19 protein-coding genes and 1 pseudogene are annotated in these 14,538 nt (G+C 56.4%); 9 read left to right on the top strand and 11 right to left on the bottom strand.

Annotated features, from left to right (window positions below; all coding sequences use genetic code 11):
* Positions 1 to 3: 3 nt before the first annotated feature.
* The 8 genes from G556_RS0104925 (at position 4) to G556_RS0104890 (ending at position 6,823) form a co-directional block, all read left to right on the top strand.
* The gene (locus G556_RS0104925; RefSeq protein ID WP_155941745.1) at positions 4 to 891 is read left to right on the top strand and encodes a hypothetical protein; all 888 of its coding nucleotides are present in this window, start codon (positions 4 to 6) and stop codon (positions 889 to 891) included.
* Positions 892 to 911: 20 nt separating this feature from the next.
* The gene (gene truA, locus G556_RS0104920) at positions 912 to 1,742 is read left to right on the top strand and encodes a tRNA pseudouridine(38-40) synthase TruA (RefSeq protein WP_028821973.1); all 831 of its coding nucleotides are present in this window, start codon (positions 912 to 914) and stop codon (positions 1,740 to 1,742) included.
* Complete coding sequence (locus G556_RS0104915; RefSeq protein WP_016455558.1) at positions 1,739 to 2,338, top strand: class I SAM-dependent methyltransferase; 600 nt, start codon at positions 1,739 to 1,741, stop codon at positions 2,336 to 2,338. Before truA ends, G556_RS0104915 begins: the two co-directional genes overlap by 4 nt.
* Positions 2,339 to 2,459: 121 nt before the next feature.
* Positions 2,460 to 2,657, top strand: a complete 198-nt coding sequence (locus tag G556_RS0104910; RefSeq protein WP_028821972.1) for a CsbD family protein — start codon at positions 2,460 to 2,462, stop codon at positions 2,655 to 2,657.
* 50 nt (positions 2,658 to 2,707) lie between these two features.
* Positions 2,708 to 3,313 carry a superoxide dismutase gene (locus G556_RS0104905; RefSeq protein WP_028821971.1) on the top strand — a complete coding sequence of 202 codons (606 nt, stop codon included), beginning with the start codon at positions 2,708 to 2,710 and terminating at the stop codon, positions 3,311 to 3,313.
* 224 nt (positions 3,314 to 3,537) lie between these two features.
* Positions 3,538 to 4,623, top strand: coding sequence for a resuscitation-promoting factor (locus G556_RS0104900; protein ID WP_162139757.1), 1,086 nt, complete (start codon positions 3,538 to 3,540; stop codon positions 4,621 to 4,623).
* 197 nt (positions 4,624 to 4,820) lie between these two features.
* Positions 4,821 to 5,921, top strand: coding sequence for a resuscitation-promoting factor (locus G556_RS11705; RefSeq protein ID WP_024110396.1), 1,101 nt, complete (start codon positions 4,821 to 4,823; stop codon positions 5,919 to 5,921).
* Positions 5,922 to 6,016: 95 nt separating this feature from the next.
* On the top strand, positions 6,017 to 6,823 hold the full coding sequence (locus tag G556_RS0104890) for a hypothetical protein (protein WP_028821969.1): 807 nt from the start codon (positions 6,017 to 6,019) through the stop codon (positions 6,821 to 6,823).
* A 62-nt stretch (positions 6,824 to 6,885) separates the two neighbouring features.
* On the opposite strand, the gene G556_RS0104885 is transcribed toward G556_RS0104890, so the two are convergent.
* The 10 genes and pseudogenes from G556_RS0104885 to mca form a co-directional block, all read right to left on the bottom strand.
* Positions 6,886 to 7,167, bottom strand: coding sequence for a DUF1540 domain-containing protein (locus G556_RS0104885; protein ID WP_016455552.1), 282 nt, complete (start codon positions 7,165 to 7,167; stop codon positions 6,886 to 6,888).
* Between the two features lie 169 nt (positions 7,168 to 7,336).
* The gene (locus G556_RS0104880; RefSeq protein ID WP_028821968.1) at positions 7,337 to 8,425 is read right to left on the bottom strand and encodes a glycosyltransferase; all 1,089 of its coding nucleotides are present in this window, start codon (positions 8,423 to 8,425) and stop codon (positions 7,337 to 7,339) included.
* A gap of 67 nt (positions 8,426 to 8,492) precedes the next feature.
* Positions 8,493 to 8,996 (bottom strand): 50S ribosomal protein L17, encoded by a 504-nt coding sequence (rplQ, locus tag G556_RS0104875; RefSeq protein ID WP_028821967.1) that lies wholly within the window; start codon positions 8,994 to 8,996, stop codon positions 8,493 to 8,495.
* Between the two features lie 50 nt (positions 8,997 to 9,046).
* A complete protein-coding gene (locus G556_RS0104870; protein WP_024110500.1) occupies positions 9,047 to 10,087 on the bottom strand; it encodes a DNA-directed RNA polymerase subunit alpha in 1,041 nt (346 codons plus the stop codon).
* Positions 10,088 to 10,206: 119 nt separating this feature from the next.
* Complete coding sequence (rpsD, locus tag G556_RS0104865) at positions 10,207 to 10,812, bottom strand: 30S ribosomal protein S4 (protein WP_016455548.1); 606 nt, start codon at positions 10,810 to 10,812, stop codon at positions 10,207 to 10,209.
* 26 nt (positions 10,813 to 10,838) lie between these two features.
* Positions 10,839 to 11,243, bottom strand: a complete 405-nt coding sequence (gene rpsK / locus G556_RS0104860) for a 30S ribosomal protein S11 (protein WP_016455547.1) — start codon at positions 11,241 to 11,243, stop codon at positions 10,839 to 10,841.
* A 37-nt stretch (positions 11,244 to 11,280) separates the two neighbouring features.
* Positions 11,281 to 11,658: a 30S ribosomal protein S13 gene (rpsM, locus tag G556_RS0104855; protein WP_016455546.1), complete on the bottom strand. Its 378-nt coding sequence runs from the start codon at positions 11,656 to 11,658 to the stop codon at positions 11,281 to 11,283.
* A 256-nt stretch (positions 11,659 to 11,914) separates the two neighbouring features.
* Complete coding sequence (gene rpmJ / locus G556_RS0104850) at positions 11,915 to 12,028, bottom strand: 50S ribosomal protein L36 (RefSeq protein WP_016455545.1); 114 nt, start codon at positions 12,026 to 12,028, stop codon at positions 11,915 to 11,917.
* Positions 12,029 to 12,108: 80 nt separating this feature from the next.
* Positions 12,109 to 12,330, bottom strand: coding sequence for a translation initiation factor IF-1 (gene infA / locus G556_RS0104845; RefSeq protein ID WP_016455544.1), 222 nt, complete (start codon positions 12,328 to 12,330; stop codon positions 12,109 to 12,111).
* A gap of 194 nt (positions 12,331 to 12,524) precedes the next feature.
* A pseudogene (gene mca, locus G556_RS10295) lies at positions 12,525 to 13,459 on the bottom strand (mycothiol conjugate amidase Mca).
* A gap of 104 nt (positions 13,460 to 13,563) precedes the next feature.
* Between mca and greA the strand changes: the two are divergent.
* The gene (gene greA / locus G556_RS0104835) at positions 13,564 to 14,070 is read left to right on the top strand and encodes a transcription elongation factor GreA (RefSeq protein WP_024110451.1); all 507 of its coding nucleotides are present in this window, start codon (positions 13,564 to 13,566) and stop codon (positions 14,068 to 14,070) included.
* Positions 14,071 to 14,282: 212 nt separating this feature from the next.
* On the opposite strand, the gene G556_RS10290 is transcribed toward greA, so the two are convergent.
* Positions 14,283 to 14,538, bottom strand: a 256-nt coding sequence (locus G556_RS10290) for an IS3 family transposase (RefSeq protein ID WP_036916067.1), incomplete at its 5' end; no start/stop codon positions are given.

Below are 14,538 nucleotides of genomic sequence, written 5' to 3'. Positions count from 1 at the left end.
ACTGTGACAAGAATCGTTCAGGCCATGTGCGGCACGGCTTTCGCCGCAGCTCTCTCGCTAGCACTGCTGACCGGCTGCGCGCCCAGCCCTGTCATATCGCCAGCGCCAAAGGCATCAATCAGCACCTCCCAAGAACAACAGGAGGCAGCCCAGATCGAACAGAAGCTGGCTTCAATGGCGAAGGGTCTCAGCACCGAGCATCCCTGGTTGGGCGACGTAGCCACGATGCATTCGGAGCACGCGCAGGTGCTTTCCCGGGCCTACCCGTTTGAAGCGAAGCCGAGCGTGGGGCCCATCGAGGCGACCGAAGCCACGCTTGCTCAGCTTGCCGAGCAGGAGAAAGCTGCGGCTAAAAAATATCTTGACCACGCGATCAGCGATGATTCCTCGGTCTCCTTGCTCTACGCCAGCCTGCACACCACAGCCAGCATCGTCGCTTCTGCGCTTGACAACGGCAACGAGCTGGACGTAAACCTCAAAGGCTCCTCGCCGAGCATCTTCTCGCCTAGCGATCTGGCGGACGCCCAAGCGGTCTTGCTGGACAATCAGCAAGACCTGGTCGCCGGGTTAGAGGCCATGAATGGGGTAAGCCACAACGACTCTATGGCCGCTAGGCTCCAACAGGCGCGCAGAGAACGCGACGAAACCCTGGCGAAAGTCACCTCCCCAACTCCGGGTCCGGTGACCATAGAGATCGAGGGCCTCAAAGATCCCGCAAAACACAAAGAGATCTGGGCAGGCCTAGAAAAAGACGTCGCGGACAGCTGGGCCTCGGTCCTGGCAGCTAGCCCATCGGACCAAAGGAAGGATGCCGCGAAATCCATGAGCGGCGCCTACTCGAAGGCCGTGGCAAGAGGCTGGCAGCTCACTTGTTGGCCGGGCTGGCGCTAGCTCAAGTAGAATCTGGCAACGTGTCTTCAACCCGTTTTCGACTCGACATCTCCTACGACGGCACCGACTTCCACGGTTGGGCCCACCAAGAGGGCCTGCGCACAGTCCAGGGCACAATCGAACACTGGATCACCACCGTACTGCGCCTCGATGAACCCGCACAGCTGACCGTCGCGGGCAGGACCGATGCGGGAGTCCACGCAAGAGCACAAGTGGCGCACGCGGATCTCCCCTCGGATGTGGACCCCAGGCAGTTACGGCGCAGGCTCACCAGAATCTTGCCCGAAGACGTCAGGGTCAACCGGATCAGCGTCGCCCCAGAACACTTCGACGCCCGTTTTTCTGCCCTCTGGCGCAGGTACGTTTACCGCGTCTGGGACGTAGATAGCTTCCAAGACCCCCTGCTCAGGGGATTCACCTCGCCGGTTCGCCACAGCCTCGATATAGCTCGAATGAACGAGGCGTGTGAACAGCTGCTCGGGTTGAACGATTTCGTCGCCTTTTGCAAATACCGCGAGGGCGCAACAAGCATCAGATGTCTACAAAAAATGTCAGTCAAGAGAGCCGACGATCGCTGTGGCACCATCGAGATGACCGTTCAAGCTGACGCCTTCTGTCACTCCATGGTTCGCTCCTTAGCCGGGGCCTTATGCTCGGTAGGATCGGGGCAACGAAGCGTGAAGTGGATTTCCAATCTGTTATCGGCCACTAAGCGCAGCTCCGAAGTTTTGGTGATGCCCGCACGGGGGCTAACCCTAGAAGAGGTCGCCTACCCGAGCGACGACAAGCTGGCGGAGAGGGTTTCGCAGGCAAGATCTAAGCGCGTTCTGCCCGGAAAGGAACAGCGATGAGTCATTATTTCGTCACGCCAGATGACACCGGCGAACGCAACCAAGTGAGAGCAAAGATCTGGGATCGCGAATACGACTTCGTCTCTGCCCCAGGCGTCTTCAGTTCGCACCGCCTAGACCTCGGCACCAGGGTACTCCTGACCCGAACCACCCCACCAGAAGAAGACGCTAAGCGGCTTCTAGACGTCGGGTGCGGTTTTGGCCCCATCGCTGTAGCGCTCGCCAAAGAATGTCCGTGGGCCGACGTCGACGCCATCGACGTCAACGAACTAGCGCTTCGCCTAACCCAAGAAAACGCCCAAAAAGCCGGCGTCAAGGTAACCACCGCCACGCCGGAAAAGCTGCTCGCAGAACGCCCGGACGGCTACTACGACGAGATTTGGTCCAACCCCCCAATCAGGGTTGGCAAACAGGCGCTACACGAATTGCTGTTGACCTGGCTGCCAAAACTATCGCCCGGGGGGATCGCTTGGCTGGTGGTCGGCAAGAATCTTGGTGCAGACTCGCTGTCGAACTGGCTAAAGCAGCAAGGCTTCAGCAGCGAAAAGTTCGCATCGGCTAAGGGTTTCCGCGTTTTGAAAGTCACGCATGCGTAAGTGACCGAAAAATAAAATTATTTTTTTGGAATAATTCCGAATTACTTCTCGTTTAACCTGGTGTAAGTAAGCAAAAATTGCTGAAACTTTCAACAGCGCTTAGCGCGAGAAGGAGTTAGAAATGGCTTTCACAGACGACGTTCAGAACAAGGCTGAAGAGCTCAAGGGCAAGGCAAAAGAGGCCGCAGGCAAGGCCACTGGCAACGAGCAGGCTCAGGTCGAAAGCATTGGCGATCAAATCAAGGCTGAGGCCGGCAAGGTTGGAGACGCAATCAAGGACGCGGCCTCCACTATTAAGGACAAGCTAACCGGCAACTAATTGTTGTTTTCGTCCGCCCCTCCAGCTAGCCCAAAACATAAGGAGAATTTATGGCTATCTACACACTGCCCGAACTCGACTACGACTACGGCGCGCTGGAACCGCATATCAGCGGCGAAATCATGCAGCTGCACCATGATAAGCACCACCAGACTTACGTCGACGGCGCCAATAGTGCTCTCGAGCAGCTGGCTGAGTGCCGCGAAAAGGGAAACTTCGGTGCCATGAGCAAGCTGGAGAAGGATCTCGCTTTCAACCTAGCGGGCCACCAGAACCACTCCGTGTTCTGGAAGAACCTATCTCCCGACGCTCCGGAGCGCCCAGAAGGCGAACTTGCCGCAGCAGTTGACGAATTCTTCGGCGGATATGACAACCTGGTCGCGCAGTTCAATGCTGCCGCCAAGTCCATCCAGGGCTCCGGCTGGGGCGCACTTGTCTACGATCCAATCGGCGAGCGTCTGAACACTCTGGCTTTCTACGATCACCAGAACAACCTTCCGGTTGGCTCGGTTCCACTACTGCTGCTGGATATGTGGGAGCACGCCTACTACCTGCAGTACAAGAACGTTAAGGCCGACTACGTTGACGCCTTCTGGAACATCGTTAACTGGACCGACGTTGCTGAGCGTTTCGATGCCGCACGCTCTGCTAAATAATTAAAAATGTTAAACAGGTTTTAACCTAAAACCTGTTAAGCCCGGCGACTGAGTCGCCGGGCTTATTTTTTTGGAAACTTTTTGGCGAGGTGTTGAGCAATTGACATCTCCTACCTAGTCTTTAGGTAAGGGTGTCATGTTTGCTGCGATCCCGCTTTTGCGGTCGATGCAGTGAGAGGAATTTAATGCGTAGGCTGTCGGTAAGTTTGCTCGCAGGCGCCGTAGTGGCAACGGGTTTTGGCATCGGTGCTGTAGGCGCAAATCTCGATCGGCAGGTAATGCTCAGCGTTGACGGCAAAGTCGAGCAGGCAAACTTTTTCGGCACCACGGTCTCTAGTCTGCTCTCGGCCTCCGGAATCGAGCTAGGAGAACACGACCAGGTCTGGCCGTCTAAGGACGCGAAGATCGGCGAGGGCGACGTCGTCGAGGTCAAATACGGCAGGCCGATCACCATGACGGTCGACGGCAAGGTGACGACTTTCTGGACTACGGCAACCACCCTGGACGAGGCACTCAATCAAATTGGCATGCGGGATTCGGCGAATAGGCTTTCCGTAGATCGTTCGCTACCCATCGGTCGCGAAGGCATCACTCTCACTGTCTTCACACCGAAATCCGTCACCTTGAAGGTCGGCGGTGAATCAAAGGAAATTTTAACGACTGCGGGCACGGTCGCGGAAGTTTTGCAGGGCGAATCAATCAAACTCGGCCAACACGACAAGCTCTCCCCTGGTCTCGGCACACAGATCACCGGCAGCATGGTCATCACTGTCGACCGCGTCTCAGTTGAGAACAAGGAAGAAAGCGAACCGATCGATTTCGAGATCAAGAAAACCGACGACCCCAACCTTCCTAAGGGCGTTGAGCGCGTGATCGTGGAGGGCGTCAAAGGCGAGAAGATAGTCCGGGCGCGAGTGACGATCGTCAACGGGGTCGAGAAAAACAGGCAAGTGCTTGAAGAGAAGATCGTCAAGGATCCAAAGGCCGAGGAAAAGGCCGTCGGGACCATGGAGATCGCTGGCCTGGTCGGCCACGAGGACAGGATGCAGCTAATGAGCGATGCGGGCATCTCTGTCGATGATTTTGCCGCGGCATACAAACTAATTCAGCGCGAATCTGGATGGAGGCCGGGCGCGGTAAACGCATCCAGTGGCGCCTGCGGCTTGGTTCAAGCTCTCCCCTGTTCAAAGCTCGGATCCAATTGGACCGACCCCGTGCACGCACTTAAATGGGGAGACCGTTACGTCAAGGCTCGCTACGGCGGCTGGAAACAGGCTCTTGCGCACTCCGACGCCAACGGCTGGTACTAAGTTTCTTAAGAAAACTTAGGAATCCTCCTCAGCTTCCCTTTTTTAAGCTTTACCGCCTAGTCAAGGCTCGCTTTTAACGTTTACTCCACACAGCCCTGGAACAGAGTTTCCAAGAATTATTAAGAATTCTTTGGTTTTTCTCAGGATTTGTTTTATCGTTACTCAAGTCACCAAAGACATACCGACTTAAGGAACAGATGAAGAAGAAAACCTTAGCTATCGCATCGGCTTCCGCCATCGCCGTAACCACCTTCGGTTTTGGCGGTTTTGCTAGCGCAATGGACAAGGACATCACCTTAACTGTTGATGGCAACTCTAAAGCTGTAAGCGTTTGGGGTACCACGGTCTCCGACGCGCTGAAGAAGCACAACATCGAGATCGGCGAACACGATCAGGTGATCCCATCTGCGGACTCCAAAATTTCCGATGGCACCATGGTGGACGTTAAATTCGGCCGCCTCGTAAAGATCACCATTGATGGAGTCACCAAGGAGATATGGACCACGGCCACAACGGTCGACGAGCTGCTCAACCAGCTGGGTCTACGCGGCACCGATCACGAAATTTCCGTTAGCCGATCCACTCCTATCGGTCGCGAAGGCCTGACCTTGACCGCGACCACCCCTAAGAACGTCAAACTTACTGTCGACGGTTCGACCACCGAGTTGAAGACCTCGGCCCCGACCGTTCGCGACCTGCTGGAGGAACAGAAGATCGACTTCGACGACGATGACCGCGTAGAGCCCGGTCTCGACGAGGCGATCGCCGAAGGCCAAGAGATCGTCGTGAAGCGCGTTGAGGTAAAGGAAGAGACCGTCGAAGAGCGCATCGACCGCGAGGTCAAGAAGACCGAAGACGCTAACCTCGACGCGGGCGTCACCCGCGAGACCAAGGCCGGTAAAGACGGCCGAAAGACTGTCGTCTACAAGATCGTGATCGTAGATGGCAAGGAAGAGTCTCGCTCCGTCGTCTCCGAGAAGGTGCTGGAAGAGGCTCAGGCCAAGCACGTCACTGTTGGCACCAAGCGCGCGGCAGCTCCAGCCGTCTCCAACGGATCGGTCTGGGACAGCATCGCACAGTGCGAGGCGGGCGGCAACTGGTCGATCAACACTGGCAATGGCTACTACGGTGGCCTGCAGTTCAACCCTGGAACCTGGAATGCCTTTGGTGGCGGCGCCTACGCCCCTACCGCGAACCTGGCAACCCGCGAACAGCAGATAGCGATCGCCCAAAAGGTTCAAGCCGTGCAGGGCTGGGGCGCATGGCCGGCTTGCACGTCCCGCTTAGGTCTGCGCTAACCACCAACTTAGAAAATGGGTCGATGAGAATCGACCCATTTTTTACATTCACTTTTTCTTCTCTGATAGGTTAGGCTCGCCTATCAGGAGGATAGATGAACGGTTACCATCAATACTCATTCGATGAGTTGTCGCGCTCTCTCGCGTCCAGGCTGTTGTCAGGCACTGGAAGAGCCTCTGCGCTGTTCTACAAGGAGAACCCAGAGTTTGAGATCGGCTCTCTACTGCATGGGATGAGTGCCGACGACGAATTTTTGATCGCGTACGTTGCGCAGGATTCCGACCCCGCAAACAAAATGGAAACGGTCAATCCCGTCCGCATCGAGATCATCAGGGAGTGCATGGATCCGTCTATTCGTGTTGTGACGGCTTCCGCTCACGTACTGGGCCAAGTCGAGTGGATTAGCCTCGCAGACAGCAAAGAGATGCTTAGTGCGGGCAAGCTGCCTGAACGGATTGCGAGCTTCGTGGCGGAGACCAAAGTGCGAATCGGCATCGTATCAATCGATAAGTTGCTACTCCATCAGCCGTCCGGTGTGACGAGAATCTGCCCCGAGTCCATAACAGCGAGCACTAGGGCCGTGAGTTTTCCTACTTTATCCGACGAGATCGACTGCTCAATGTCTCTGGGCACCAACGACGTTCTCCGCAAGGTTTGCATCGCGGTCGAGAATGGTGTTCTGCCAGGAAAGATTTGTGGCCGCTGCCCGCAGGCATCGATCTGTCAGCATATTGCCAACAAGGTGGTCTGCGCCGACATCGATAGCCTCGGTGTGACTCTGACTCACATTAAGAATGACGAAATAACCACGGTTTTCGCAGCCTTTGATAAACCGGTTAAAGACATTAAAGAATTCGAACACGAATTGCTTAAAATCAAGAATTCATCTCTAGCTGAATAAGGACTTACTAATAAATATGTGGCTCCCGGAAGTATCCGGGAGCCACATATTTTTTGCTTTGCTTAACGAGCCTCGTACATCTCGCAGGAAGCAGTGTTGCCAACCAGCTTGATCTCTTTGAGGGCACACATCAGATCGTTGTTGTGAGCACACTCGAGACGGTGGCAGGCGCCAACACCGTTCTCACCAGAGCCCATGCCGCCACGGGCGTCGAGCTCGATAAAGGTGCCGCACTTGGCGGCACCGTTAGTGCCACCGATGGTGATTGCGCCAGCGGTGCAGCCGCCGTTGTTGAACGCACAAGTGGTGGCGGAACAAGACTTAATTGCTGTTAGAGTAGCCATTTTTCTCTCCTTCGTGACGTGAAGAATTACTAAATATAGATTTAGTTGACAATCATTAAAGTAATTGACTTAATCAGCCTCTGACAAGGAAAGTAAGGAAAGGGTAAGCCTAGAAATGGGCTTTAGTAAGGTTAGCTATACCAATAAATTTCGGCTTAATAGATTGTTTTTAGCTATTGGTACGCAAACTTTCATGGACTTCTAGCATCTTTTTTGCGCTCTTTTCCCAGCTGAATTCTTCAGCCCTACGCCTGGCCGCCTTGCGCACATCATCCGAAAGTCTGCCGGCGAGCCGCTCCACAGCATCTGCGATACCCTCGGGGCTTGGCTCGCCCTTCTCGCCGCTGTTGGGGTCGATGAGCTCGCTCGCTCCCCCACGATCTGCCGTGACCACAGGTGTCCCGCACGCGAGCGATTCCAGAACAGCGAGGCCGAAGGTTTCGGTAGGACACACGGAAAGCGCGATGTGCGAGCTGGCGTACCGCTCGGCTAGTTCCTGCCTGCCTGACAGGAAACCGTGAAAATAGACCGGAGCGCCTTCCGCAAGTTTCTGCATCTTCGCTAGGTCCGGCCCCTTTCCGAACACGTGCAGCTCGAAAGGAACGTTACGCCTGGCCAACTCAACGGCAGCTCCGATGGCCAGGTGAGGGTGCTTCTCGTGGGACATCCGTCCGGCGTAGCAAAGTTTTAAGGGCGCCTCTGGCTGTTCGTAGCGCGGGCTGAAAGTTTCTAGGTCGACGCCAAGGGAGACCTTGCGAAGATCTACGTCGATTCCAGCGAAGTCTCCCCGCGAATAGTCGCTCGTCACCACGATAGTGTCGAAGCGACGCGCCAGACGCCTGTTTAGAGCCCTTACAGCCGTCTTAACGCCGATACGGGTGCCCAACCAGTCTGCGAGCATATCGTCCAGGCGTTCGTGGCTTAGGAGCACGGACGAAGCAGAGTTTGTCCTCGCCCACTTGGCACAACCCGTGAGCGTCCATTTATCGGAGCACTCGACGGCATCCGGACGGAACTTGTCGAGAATTTTCGCCACCTTATCGGGACGAAAAATCATTCTGTACACGGAATTGACCCGCGGAGACTTAACAGTAACGGTAGTGCCGTGATCGTCCTCGATCACGCGGTCTTTACTTCCCGGGATGATCAGAAGCCGTTCGTGCCCATCTTTTAAGTATCCCTTGCCCAATTGATCAATAGCCACTTTCATCCCACCAGACGTGGGGCTCACGAAATTAGCCAGCTGGGCGATGCGCAAGGTTCGCTCCTTTTTATGCTCAAAGGCCCGGGCCGCCTAATCGACGGTCCGGGCCTTTGGAAATGTTTTACTTGTCGGCCTCTTCAGCCTTTTCGTCCTTAGCCTCTTCAGCCTCGGCTTCCTCAACCTTGACCTCTTCGGCCTTAGGCTCTTCGGCCTTGGCTTCCTCAACCTTGGGCTCTTCAGCCTTGGCCGGCTTGGCCTTCGGCTCGAGCTTGTCGGTGACGATCTCGATCACAGCCATGGGGGCATTGTCGCCCTTGCGGTTGCCGACCTTGATGATGCGGGTGTAGCCACCGTCGCGACCCTCGAAGCTCGGAGCGATCTCGGTGAACAGCACATGCACGATACCCTTGTCGGTGATCGTACGGTTTACGACGCGACGCGAGTGCAGGTCGCCGCGCTTGGCCTGGCTGATCAGGCGCTCAGCGAGAGGCTGCACGCGACGGGCGCGGGTCTCGGTGGTCTTGATCTTGCCGTGCTCGAAGAGCTGGGAGGCAAGGTTAGCCAAAATGATGCGCTGGTGTGCAGGCGAGCCACCGATGCGGGGGCCCTTAGTTGGCTTAGGCATATTAGTTCTCCAAATTTCTTAAATCTTCACAGCTTGCAAGCCGTGTGGCATCAGTACTGCTCGGTCTCGGCGAAGTCCTCGCCGGTCTCCTCGGACTCTTCGTCGTCGGCCAGATCGCCGAACTCCTCGGCAGCGGCTAGCGGGTCGAAGCCCGGAGCGCTGTCCTTCAGGGAAAGCCCCATCTCGGCAAGCTTCTGCTTGACCTCGTCGATGGACTTCGTGCCGAAGTTGCGGATGTCCAGCAGATCCTGCTCGGAACGGCTGACGAGTTCGCCAACAGTCTCGATGCCTTCGCGCTTCAGGCAGTTGTAGGAGCGAACGGAAAGATCAAGATCCTCGACCGGCTGGGCAAGGTCATTTGCCAGCTGCTCATCAACCGGGCCAGGGCCAATTTCGATGCCCTCGGCGTTCACGTTGAGGTCACGGGCCAGGCCGAACAGCTCAACCAGAGTGCTGCCGGCGCTAGCCAGTGCATCGCGCGGGCTGATGGCCGGACGAGTCTCAACGTCGATGATCAGACGGTCGAAGTCGGTGCGCTGTTCAACGCGGGTGGCCTCAACCTTGTAGCTGACCTTGTTAACCGGAGAGTAGATCGAGTCGATCGCTATGCGGCCGATCTCGTGATCGGGGCTGTTGTTCTGGGATGCAGAAACGTAGCCACGGCCACGCTCAACGATCAGCTCCATGTCGATGGAACCATGCTCGTTGAGCTCAGCGATGTGCAGGTCCGGGTTAAGGATCTCCACGCCAGCGGGAGCAGCGATGTCGGCTGCGGTCACGTTGCCGGCACCAGACTTGCGCAGGTACATGGCGACGGGCTCATCCTCTTCGCTGGTTACAACCAGCTGCTTGAGGTTCAGGATGATCTCAGTTACGTCCTCGAGAACGCCCGGGAGCGTCGCGAATTCGTGCTGAGCGTCAGCAATTTTGATGCTGGTGACTGCCGCGCCGGGAATCGACGACAGCAGCGTGCGACGCAGCGAGTTACCGAGAGTGTAGCCAAAACCAGGCTCCAGCGGCTCGATAACGAAGCGGCTGCGGCTGTCGCTGATGTACTCCTCCGACAGTGTCGGACGCTGAGCAATAAGCATTGATTTTCCTTCCCGCGCCAACCTTCATCTGATGACGCGATTGGTTCGCCCCAACAAGCCTTTTTAGCTTGCAGAAGCACCTGGGGTCGGGACCTCCCCGGCCCCAGGTATTTGTGCTTTTAACGAGAGTAGAGCTCGACGATGTTCTGTTCGTTGACGTCAATGACGATCTGGTCACGGGTCGGCAGCTGGTGCACGAAGATGCGCATCTTGTTAGGACGCACGGTCAACCAAGCCGGAACCTCGCGTTCGCCCCAAGTTTCGCGGGCGACAACCAGCGGAGTGATGTCCTTGGACTTAGGCATCACATCGATGATGTCAAACGGGGTTACGCGGTAGCTGGGGACGTCAACGCGGACGCCATTGACCTGGAAGTGGCCGTGGCTAACGAGCTGACGAGCCTGGCGGCGGGTAGCCGCAAAGCCAGCACGGTAAATAACGTTGTCGAGACGAGACTCGAGGATCTGCAGCAGCAGGTCACCGGTCTTGCCTTCGCGGCGAGCAGCTTCCTTGTAGTAACGCAGGAACTGCTTCTCTAGAACGCCGTATGCGTAACGAGCCTTCTGCTTCTCCTTCAACTGCATCGAGTATTCGGAGTTCTTAACGCGGCCACGGCCGTGCTGGCCAGGCGCGTACGGGCGACGCTCGAACGACTTGTCGTTGCCAACTAGGTCTGTCCCGAGACGGCGGGACTTCTTAGTGATTGGGCCTGTGTAACGGGCCATGATGTATCAGTCCTTTCGGTTTCGGGTTAGACGCGACGACGCTTAGGCGGGCGGCAGCCGTTGTGCGGCATCGGGGTGACGTCCTGAATGGCACCGACCTCAAGGCCGATGGCACCAAGCGAACGGATCGCGGTCTCGCGGCCCGAACCCGGACCCTTGACGAAGACGTCGATGCGCTTCAAGCCGTGCTCCATGGCGCGACGGCCTGCGGCCTCGGCTGCCATCTGAGCGGCGAACGGGGTCGACTTGCGCGAGCCCTTGAAGCCAACCGTGCCAGCAGAAGCCCAGGAAATAACCTGGCCGCCGGCGTCGGTGATCGAGATGATGGTGTTGTTGAAAGTCGACTTGATGTGCGCTGCTCCAGCGATCACATTCTTGTGAGACTTGCGGCGCGGCTTTATTTTGCCGGCGCCCTTGCGGCTTGTAGCCATAAAATTTCTCCTTGGCAGTTAGGTAGACTGCTAACGCTTAGCGCGTTGCCTTCTTCTTACCGGCGACGGCCTTCTTGCGGCCCTTACGAGTGCGTGCGTTGGTGCGGGTGCGCTGACCGCGAACCGGAAGTCCGGCGCGGTGACGACGGCCCTGATAGGTGCCGATCTCGATCTTGCGACGAATGTCTGCTGCAACCTCGCGACGCAGGTCACCTTCGACGTGGTAGTTCTCGTCGATGTGATCACGCAGAGCAACCAGGTTTTCCTCGGTGAGATCCTTCACGCGGGTGTCCGGGTTGATGCCTGTAGCTGCCAGGGTTTGCGCGGCACGGGTCTTGCCTATGCCGTAGATGTAAGTAAGTGCGATCTCGATGCGCTTCTCGCGCGGCAGATCGACTCCTTGGAGGCGTGCCATGTGGCGGTTACCTTTCAATAGTTTCTCGAACGGGTTTTCATCCCCGCTCTGCGAAGGTGTGTGCGTGAGGCGTTCCCGTTCGCCATCCAAGAAAATTACCCTGCATGGGGGTCTTTAAATTTCGCCCGGGCCCTGGCCTTCGTCCAGGGGTTCGACCGTTCAGCTTTTGCGCAACGGCCTTGCTCTCACGTTGTTATTCCTTATTCAGTTGTCGACCTCACCAGGAGCTGTTGTTGGCCCGGTCGGGCATCAACAATTAGCCCTGGCGCTGCTTGTGGCGCGGATTGGTGCAGATCACACGAACAACACCGTGGCGACGGATCACCTTGCAGTTGTCGCAGATCGGCTTAACGCTCGGCTGAACCTTCATTTCGAGCTGCTCCTCTTTTGCTTGCTTTTTCGCGCCAAACACCCCGAACTGGACTAGCCAGTATCAGAAGTATCTAGCGACTACTTGTGACGATAAACGATACGACCGCGGTTCAGATCGTAAGGAGAAAGCTCAACCACTACGCGGTCTTGCGGCAGAATACGAATGTAATGCTGACGCATCTTGCCACTGATGGTTGCTAGCACCTTGTGCCCGTTGTCCAGCTCAACGCGGAACATCGCGTTAGGCAGGGCCTCGGTCACGACGCCTTCGAGCTCTAGCGCTCCTTCTTTCTTGGCCATTACCCTCTCATTTTCCAAAGTGTTTCGTGACGAACGTCCCACTTTTGGCTTGATCGGACGACTTCAAATTGCGAAGCCGTTTTCGTCTTATCGATTCTCGCGGCTAAGAGCGTCCCGTAATTGGACACACTAAACGCACGAGCCGACTAGATATCCTATGCGGAGCGCGGGGTAATACCCAAATTGATGTGCAATTAAATGATCCACTCGGGATCAGGGTCAGCGAGGTCCGCAGCCGCCGGGCGCAGCCCTTCGAAAAGATCGTTCTCGGGAATCTTGGTTGGCACACTGCTGTAGACGAGCTGCCAGTCCTCCGTCGGCCAAACCTTCTTCTCGAGTTCGCGGGGCACGGCGAACCAATGACCGTGCGGATCGATCTGGGTGGCGTGTGCGCGCAGCGCGCTGTCGCGCACCGGGAAGTATTTTGCACACTCGATTCGGGTGGTGATTCGGTGCTCGTAGTTGAGGTCCTGCCAATTGACAAGACGCTCTGCGTAGGGAGACTCGAGCCCCTTAGCGAGCATCGCTTCGCTCAAAGTTGCATACTTAGCACGATGCATGCCCATCTGATAGTAGACCTTCGGGGTCTTCCACACCTCACCAGCTCGGGGGCATAAGACTCGTCTGCGGCAAGTTTTAGGGCCACGACACTGACTCGGTGCGTCTGAATGTGGTCCGGGTGCGGATACCCGCCAGCCTCGTCGTAAGTAGTGACGACGTGCGGGCGGAACTCGCGAATCAACTTAACTGCGCCCTCTGCCGCATCCGTTGGGTCGTAGGTTGCGAAAGTGCCAACCGGTAGCGGTGGCAGCGGATCGCCTTCAGGCAGCCCCGAATCTTCAAAACCCAAATTAATGTGTTCCGCACCAAGGATTCGCTGCGCCTCGGCCATCTCCTGCTTACGAATCTGAGTGATGTTGGCCCAAACGTCCGGCCTGTCCATGGCTTGGTTCAGCACTGAGCCGCGCTCGCCACCCGTGAAAGTTGCGATCATCACGCGAGCCCCCTCAGCTACGTACTTCGCCGTGGTCGCAGCGCCCTTACTGGACTCATCATCCGGGTGAGCGTGGAAGTGAAGGACTCTAAGCTGAGAGCCGTCGGCAGCCAAAGATTTAGAACCGGAACCCATAGGCTCAATGATGCACCAAGGCGTTGACATCTCAAATCAGCTAATCACAGCAGTTTCAGAAATTAAAAAACCGTCTTTTCTGCCTTTCGCGCTATGCTGACAGAATGTCCGAAGAATCAGTAATCTGGCTTACCCAGGAAGCCTATGACAAGCTCGAAGAGGAACTGACCTACCTAAAGGAGGTCGGCCGTCCGACGGTTTCGGCGAAAATTGCGGCAGCTCGCGAAGAGGGCGACCTTTCCGAGAACGGCGGCTACCACGCCGCGCGCGAGGAACAGGGCCAGCAAGAGGGCCGCATCGCCCAGCTGGAGCACATGCTGCGTCTGGCCGAGGTCGGTGAGGCACCCTCTAACCCGGACGAGGCAGCCGTCGGCACCCTGGTGACCGTCGCATATTTCGGCGACGAAGACGACACCGACATTTTCCTGCTCGGCAGCCGCGAGATGCTCGGTCTGGATGAAGACATCGACACGCAGGTATTCAGCCCGCAGTCCCCGCTCGGTGCAGCGGTGGTCGGACACAGCAAGGGCGAAGAGGTCAGCTACAAGGCCCCGACCGGCAAGACCATCGAGGTCACCATCATTAACGTAGAGCCCTTCGAGGACAAATAAAATTTCTAACCCGTAAAATTAAAAAGCCCAGATTTTAAGAGCAAGGTCTGCCGAAACGGAAGCTTAAAGCCCCGATCGAGCAGACCTTGTTTCATTTTCGAGTCCGCCCACCTCACGGGCCGCCGAGAGACGGATCACGGCACTTCAACAAAGTTTGGGCGGCCACAATTGAACTGTCCCCCGATTGTTGGATGGTTTAAATAGTATCCGGTTTAGGCTGTTAGGGCATGAGTTCGGTATTGGGCCGGGCTCATGCCTTCTAGTTTTTCTTGGATGCGTGCGGTGTTGTACCAGGTGATGTATTCGTCTAATTGACGAATGAATTGGTCAATAGTTTTGAAGGTTTCTTGGTGGTAGAACTCCACTTTGAGGTGTGAGAAGAAGTTTTCTGCTATGGAGTTGTCATAGCAGTTACCTTTTCTAGACATTGATTGAATCGCGCCGAGTTTTTCTAGTTGGTGACGCCAA

The organism is Propionimicrobium lymphophilum DSM 4903 (assembly GCF_000423485.1).
In the GTDB taxonomy this organism is placed as follows: domain Bacteria; phylum Actinomycetota; class Actinomycetes; order Propionibacteriales; family Propionibacteriaceae; genus Propionimicrobium; species Propionimicrobium lymphophilum.
Note: the sequence above shows the minus strand (reverse complement) of the source record. Positions and strands in the feature narration are given on the sequence as shown.

What these genes read in the sequence shown, in the direction of transcription:
- G556_RS0104915 (WP_016455558.1), top strand. Translation starts at nt 1,739, where the DNA reads ATGAGTCATTATTTCGTCACGCCAGATGACACCGGCGAACGCAACCAA.
- G556_RS0104910 (WP_028821972.1), top strand. Translation starts at nt 2,460, where the DNA reads ATGGCTTTCACAGACGACGTTCAGAACAAGGCTGAAGAGCTCAAGGGC.
- G556_RS0104905 (WP_028821971.1), top strand. Translation starts at nt 2,708, where the DNA reads ATGGCTATCTACACACTGCCCGAACTCGACTACGACTACGGCGCGCTG.
- G556_RS11705 (WP_024110396.1), top strand. Translation starts at nt 4,821, where the DNA reads ATGAAGAAGAAAACCTTAGCTATCGCATCGGCTTCCGCCATCGCCGTA.
- G556_RS0104890 (WP_028821969.1), top strand. Translation starts at nt 6,017, where the DNA reads ATGAACGGTTACCATCAATACTCATTCGATGAGTTGTCGCGCTCTCTC.
- G556_RS0104885 (WP_016455552.1), bottom strand. Translation starts at nt 7,167, where the DNA reads ATGGCTACTCTAACAGCAATTAAGTCTTGTTCCGCCACCACTTGTGCG.
- rplQ (WP_028821967.1), bottom strand. Translation starts at nt 8,996, where the DNA reads ATGCCTAAGCCAACTAAGGGCCCCCGCATCGGTGGCTCGCCTGCACAC.
- G556_RS0104870 (WP_024110500.1), bottom strand. Translation starts at nt 10,087, where the DNA reads ATGCTTATTGCTCAGCGTCCGACACTGTCGGAGGAGTACATCAGCGAC.
- rpsD (WP_016455548.1), bottom strand. Translation starts at nt 10,812, where the DNA reads ATGGCCCGTTACACAGGCCCAATCACTAAGAAGTCCCGCCGTCTCGGG.
- rpsK (WP_016455547.1), bottom strand. Translation starts at nt 11,243, where the DNA reads ATGGCTACAAGCCGCAAGGGCGCCGGCAAAATAAAGCCGCGCCGCAAG.
- rpsM (WP_016455546.1), bottom strand. Translation starts at nt 11,658, where the DNA reads ATGGCACGCCTCCAAGGAGTCGATCTGCCGCGCGAGAAGCGCATCGAG.
- rpmJ (WP_016455545.1), bottom strand. Translation starts at nt 12,028, where the DNA reads ATGAAGGTTCAGCCGAGCGTTAAGCCGATCTGCGACAACTGCAAGGTG.
- infA (WP_016455544.1), bottom strand. Translation starts at nt 12,330, where the DNA reads ATGGCCAAGAAAGAAGGAGCGCTAGAGCTCGAAGGCGTCGTGACCGAG.
- greA (WP_024110451.1), top strand. Translation starts at nt 13,564, where the DNA reads ATGTCCGAAGAATCAGTAATCTGGCTTACCCAGGAAGCCTATGACAAG.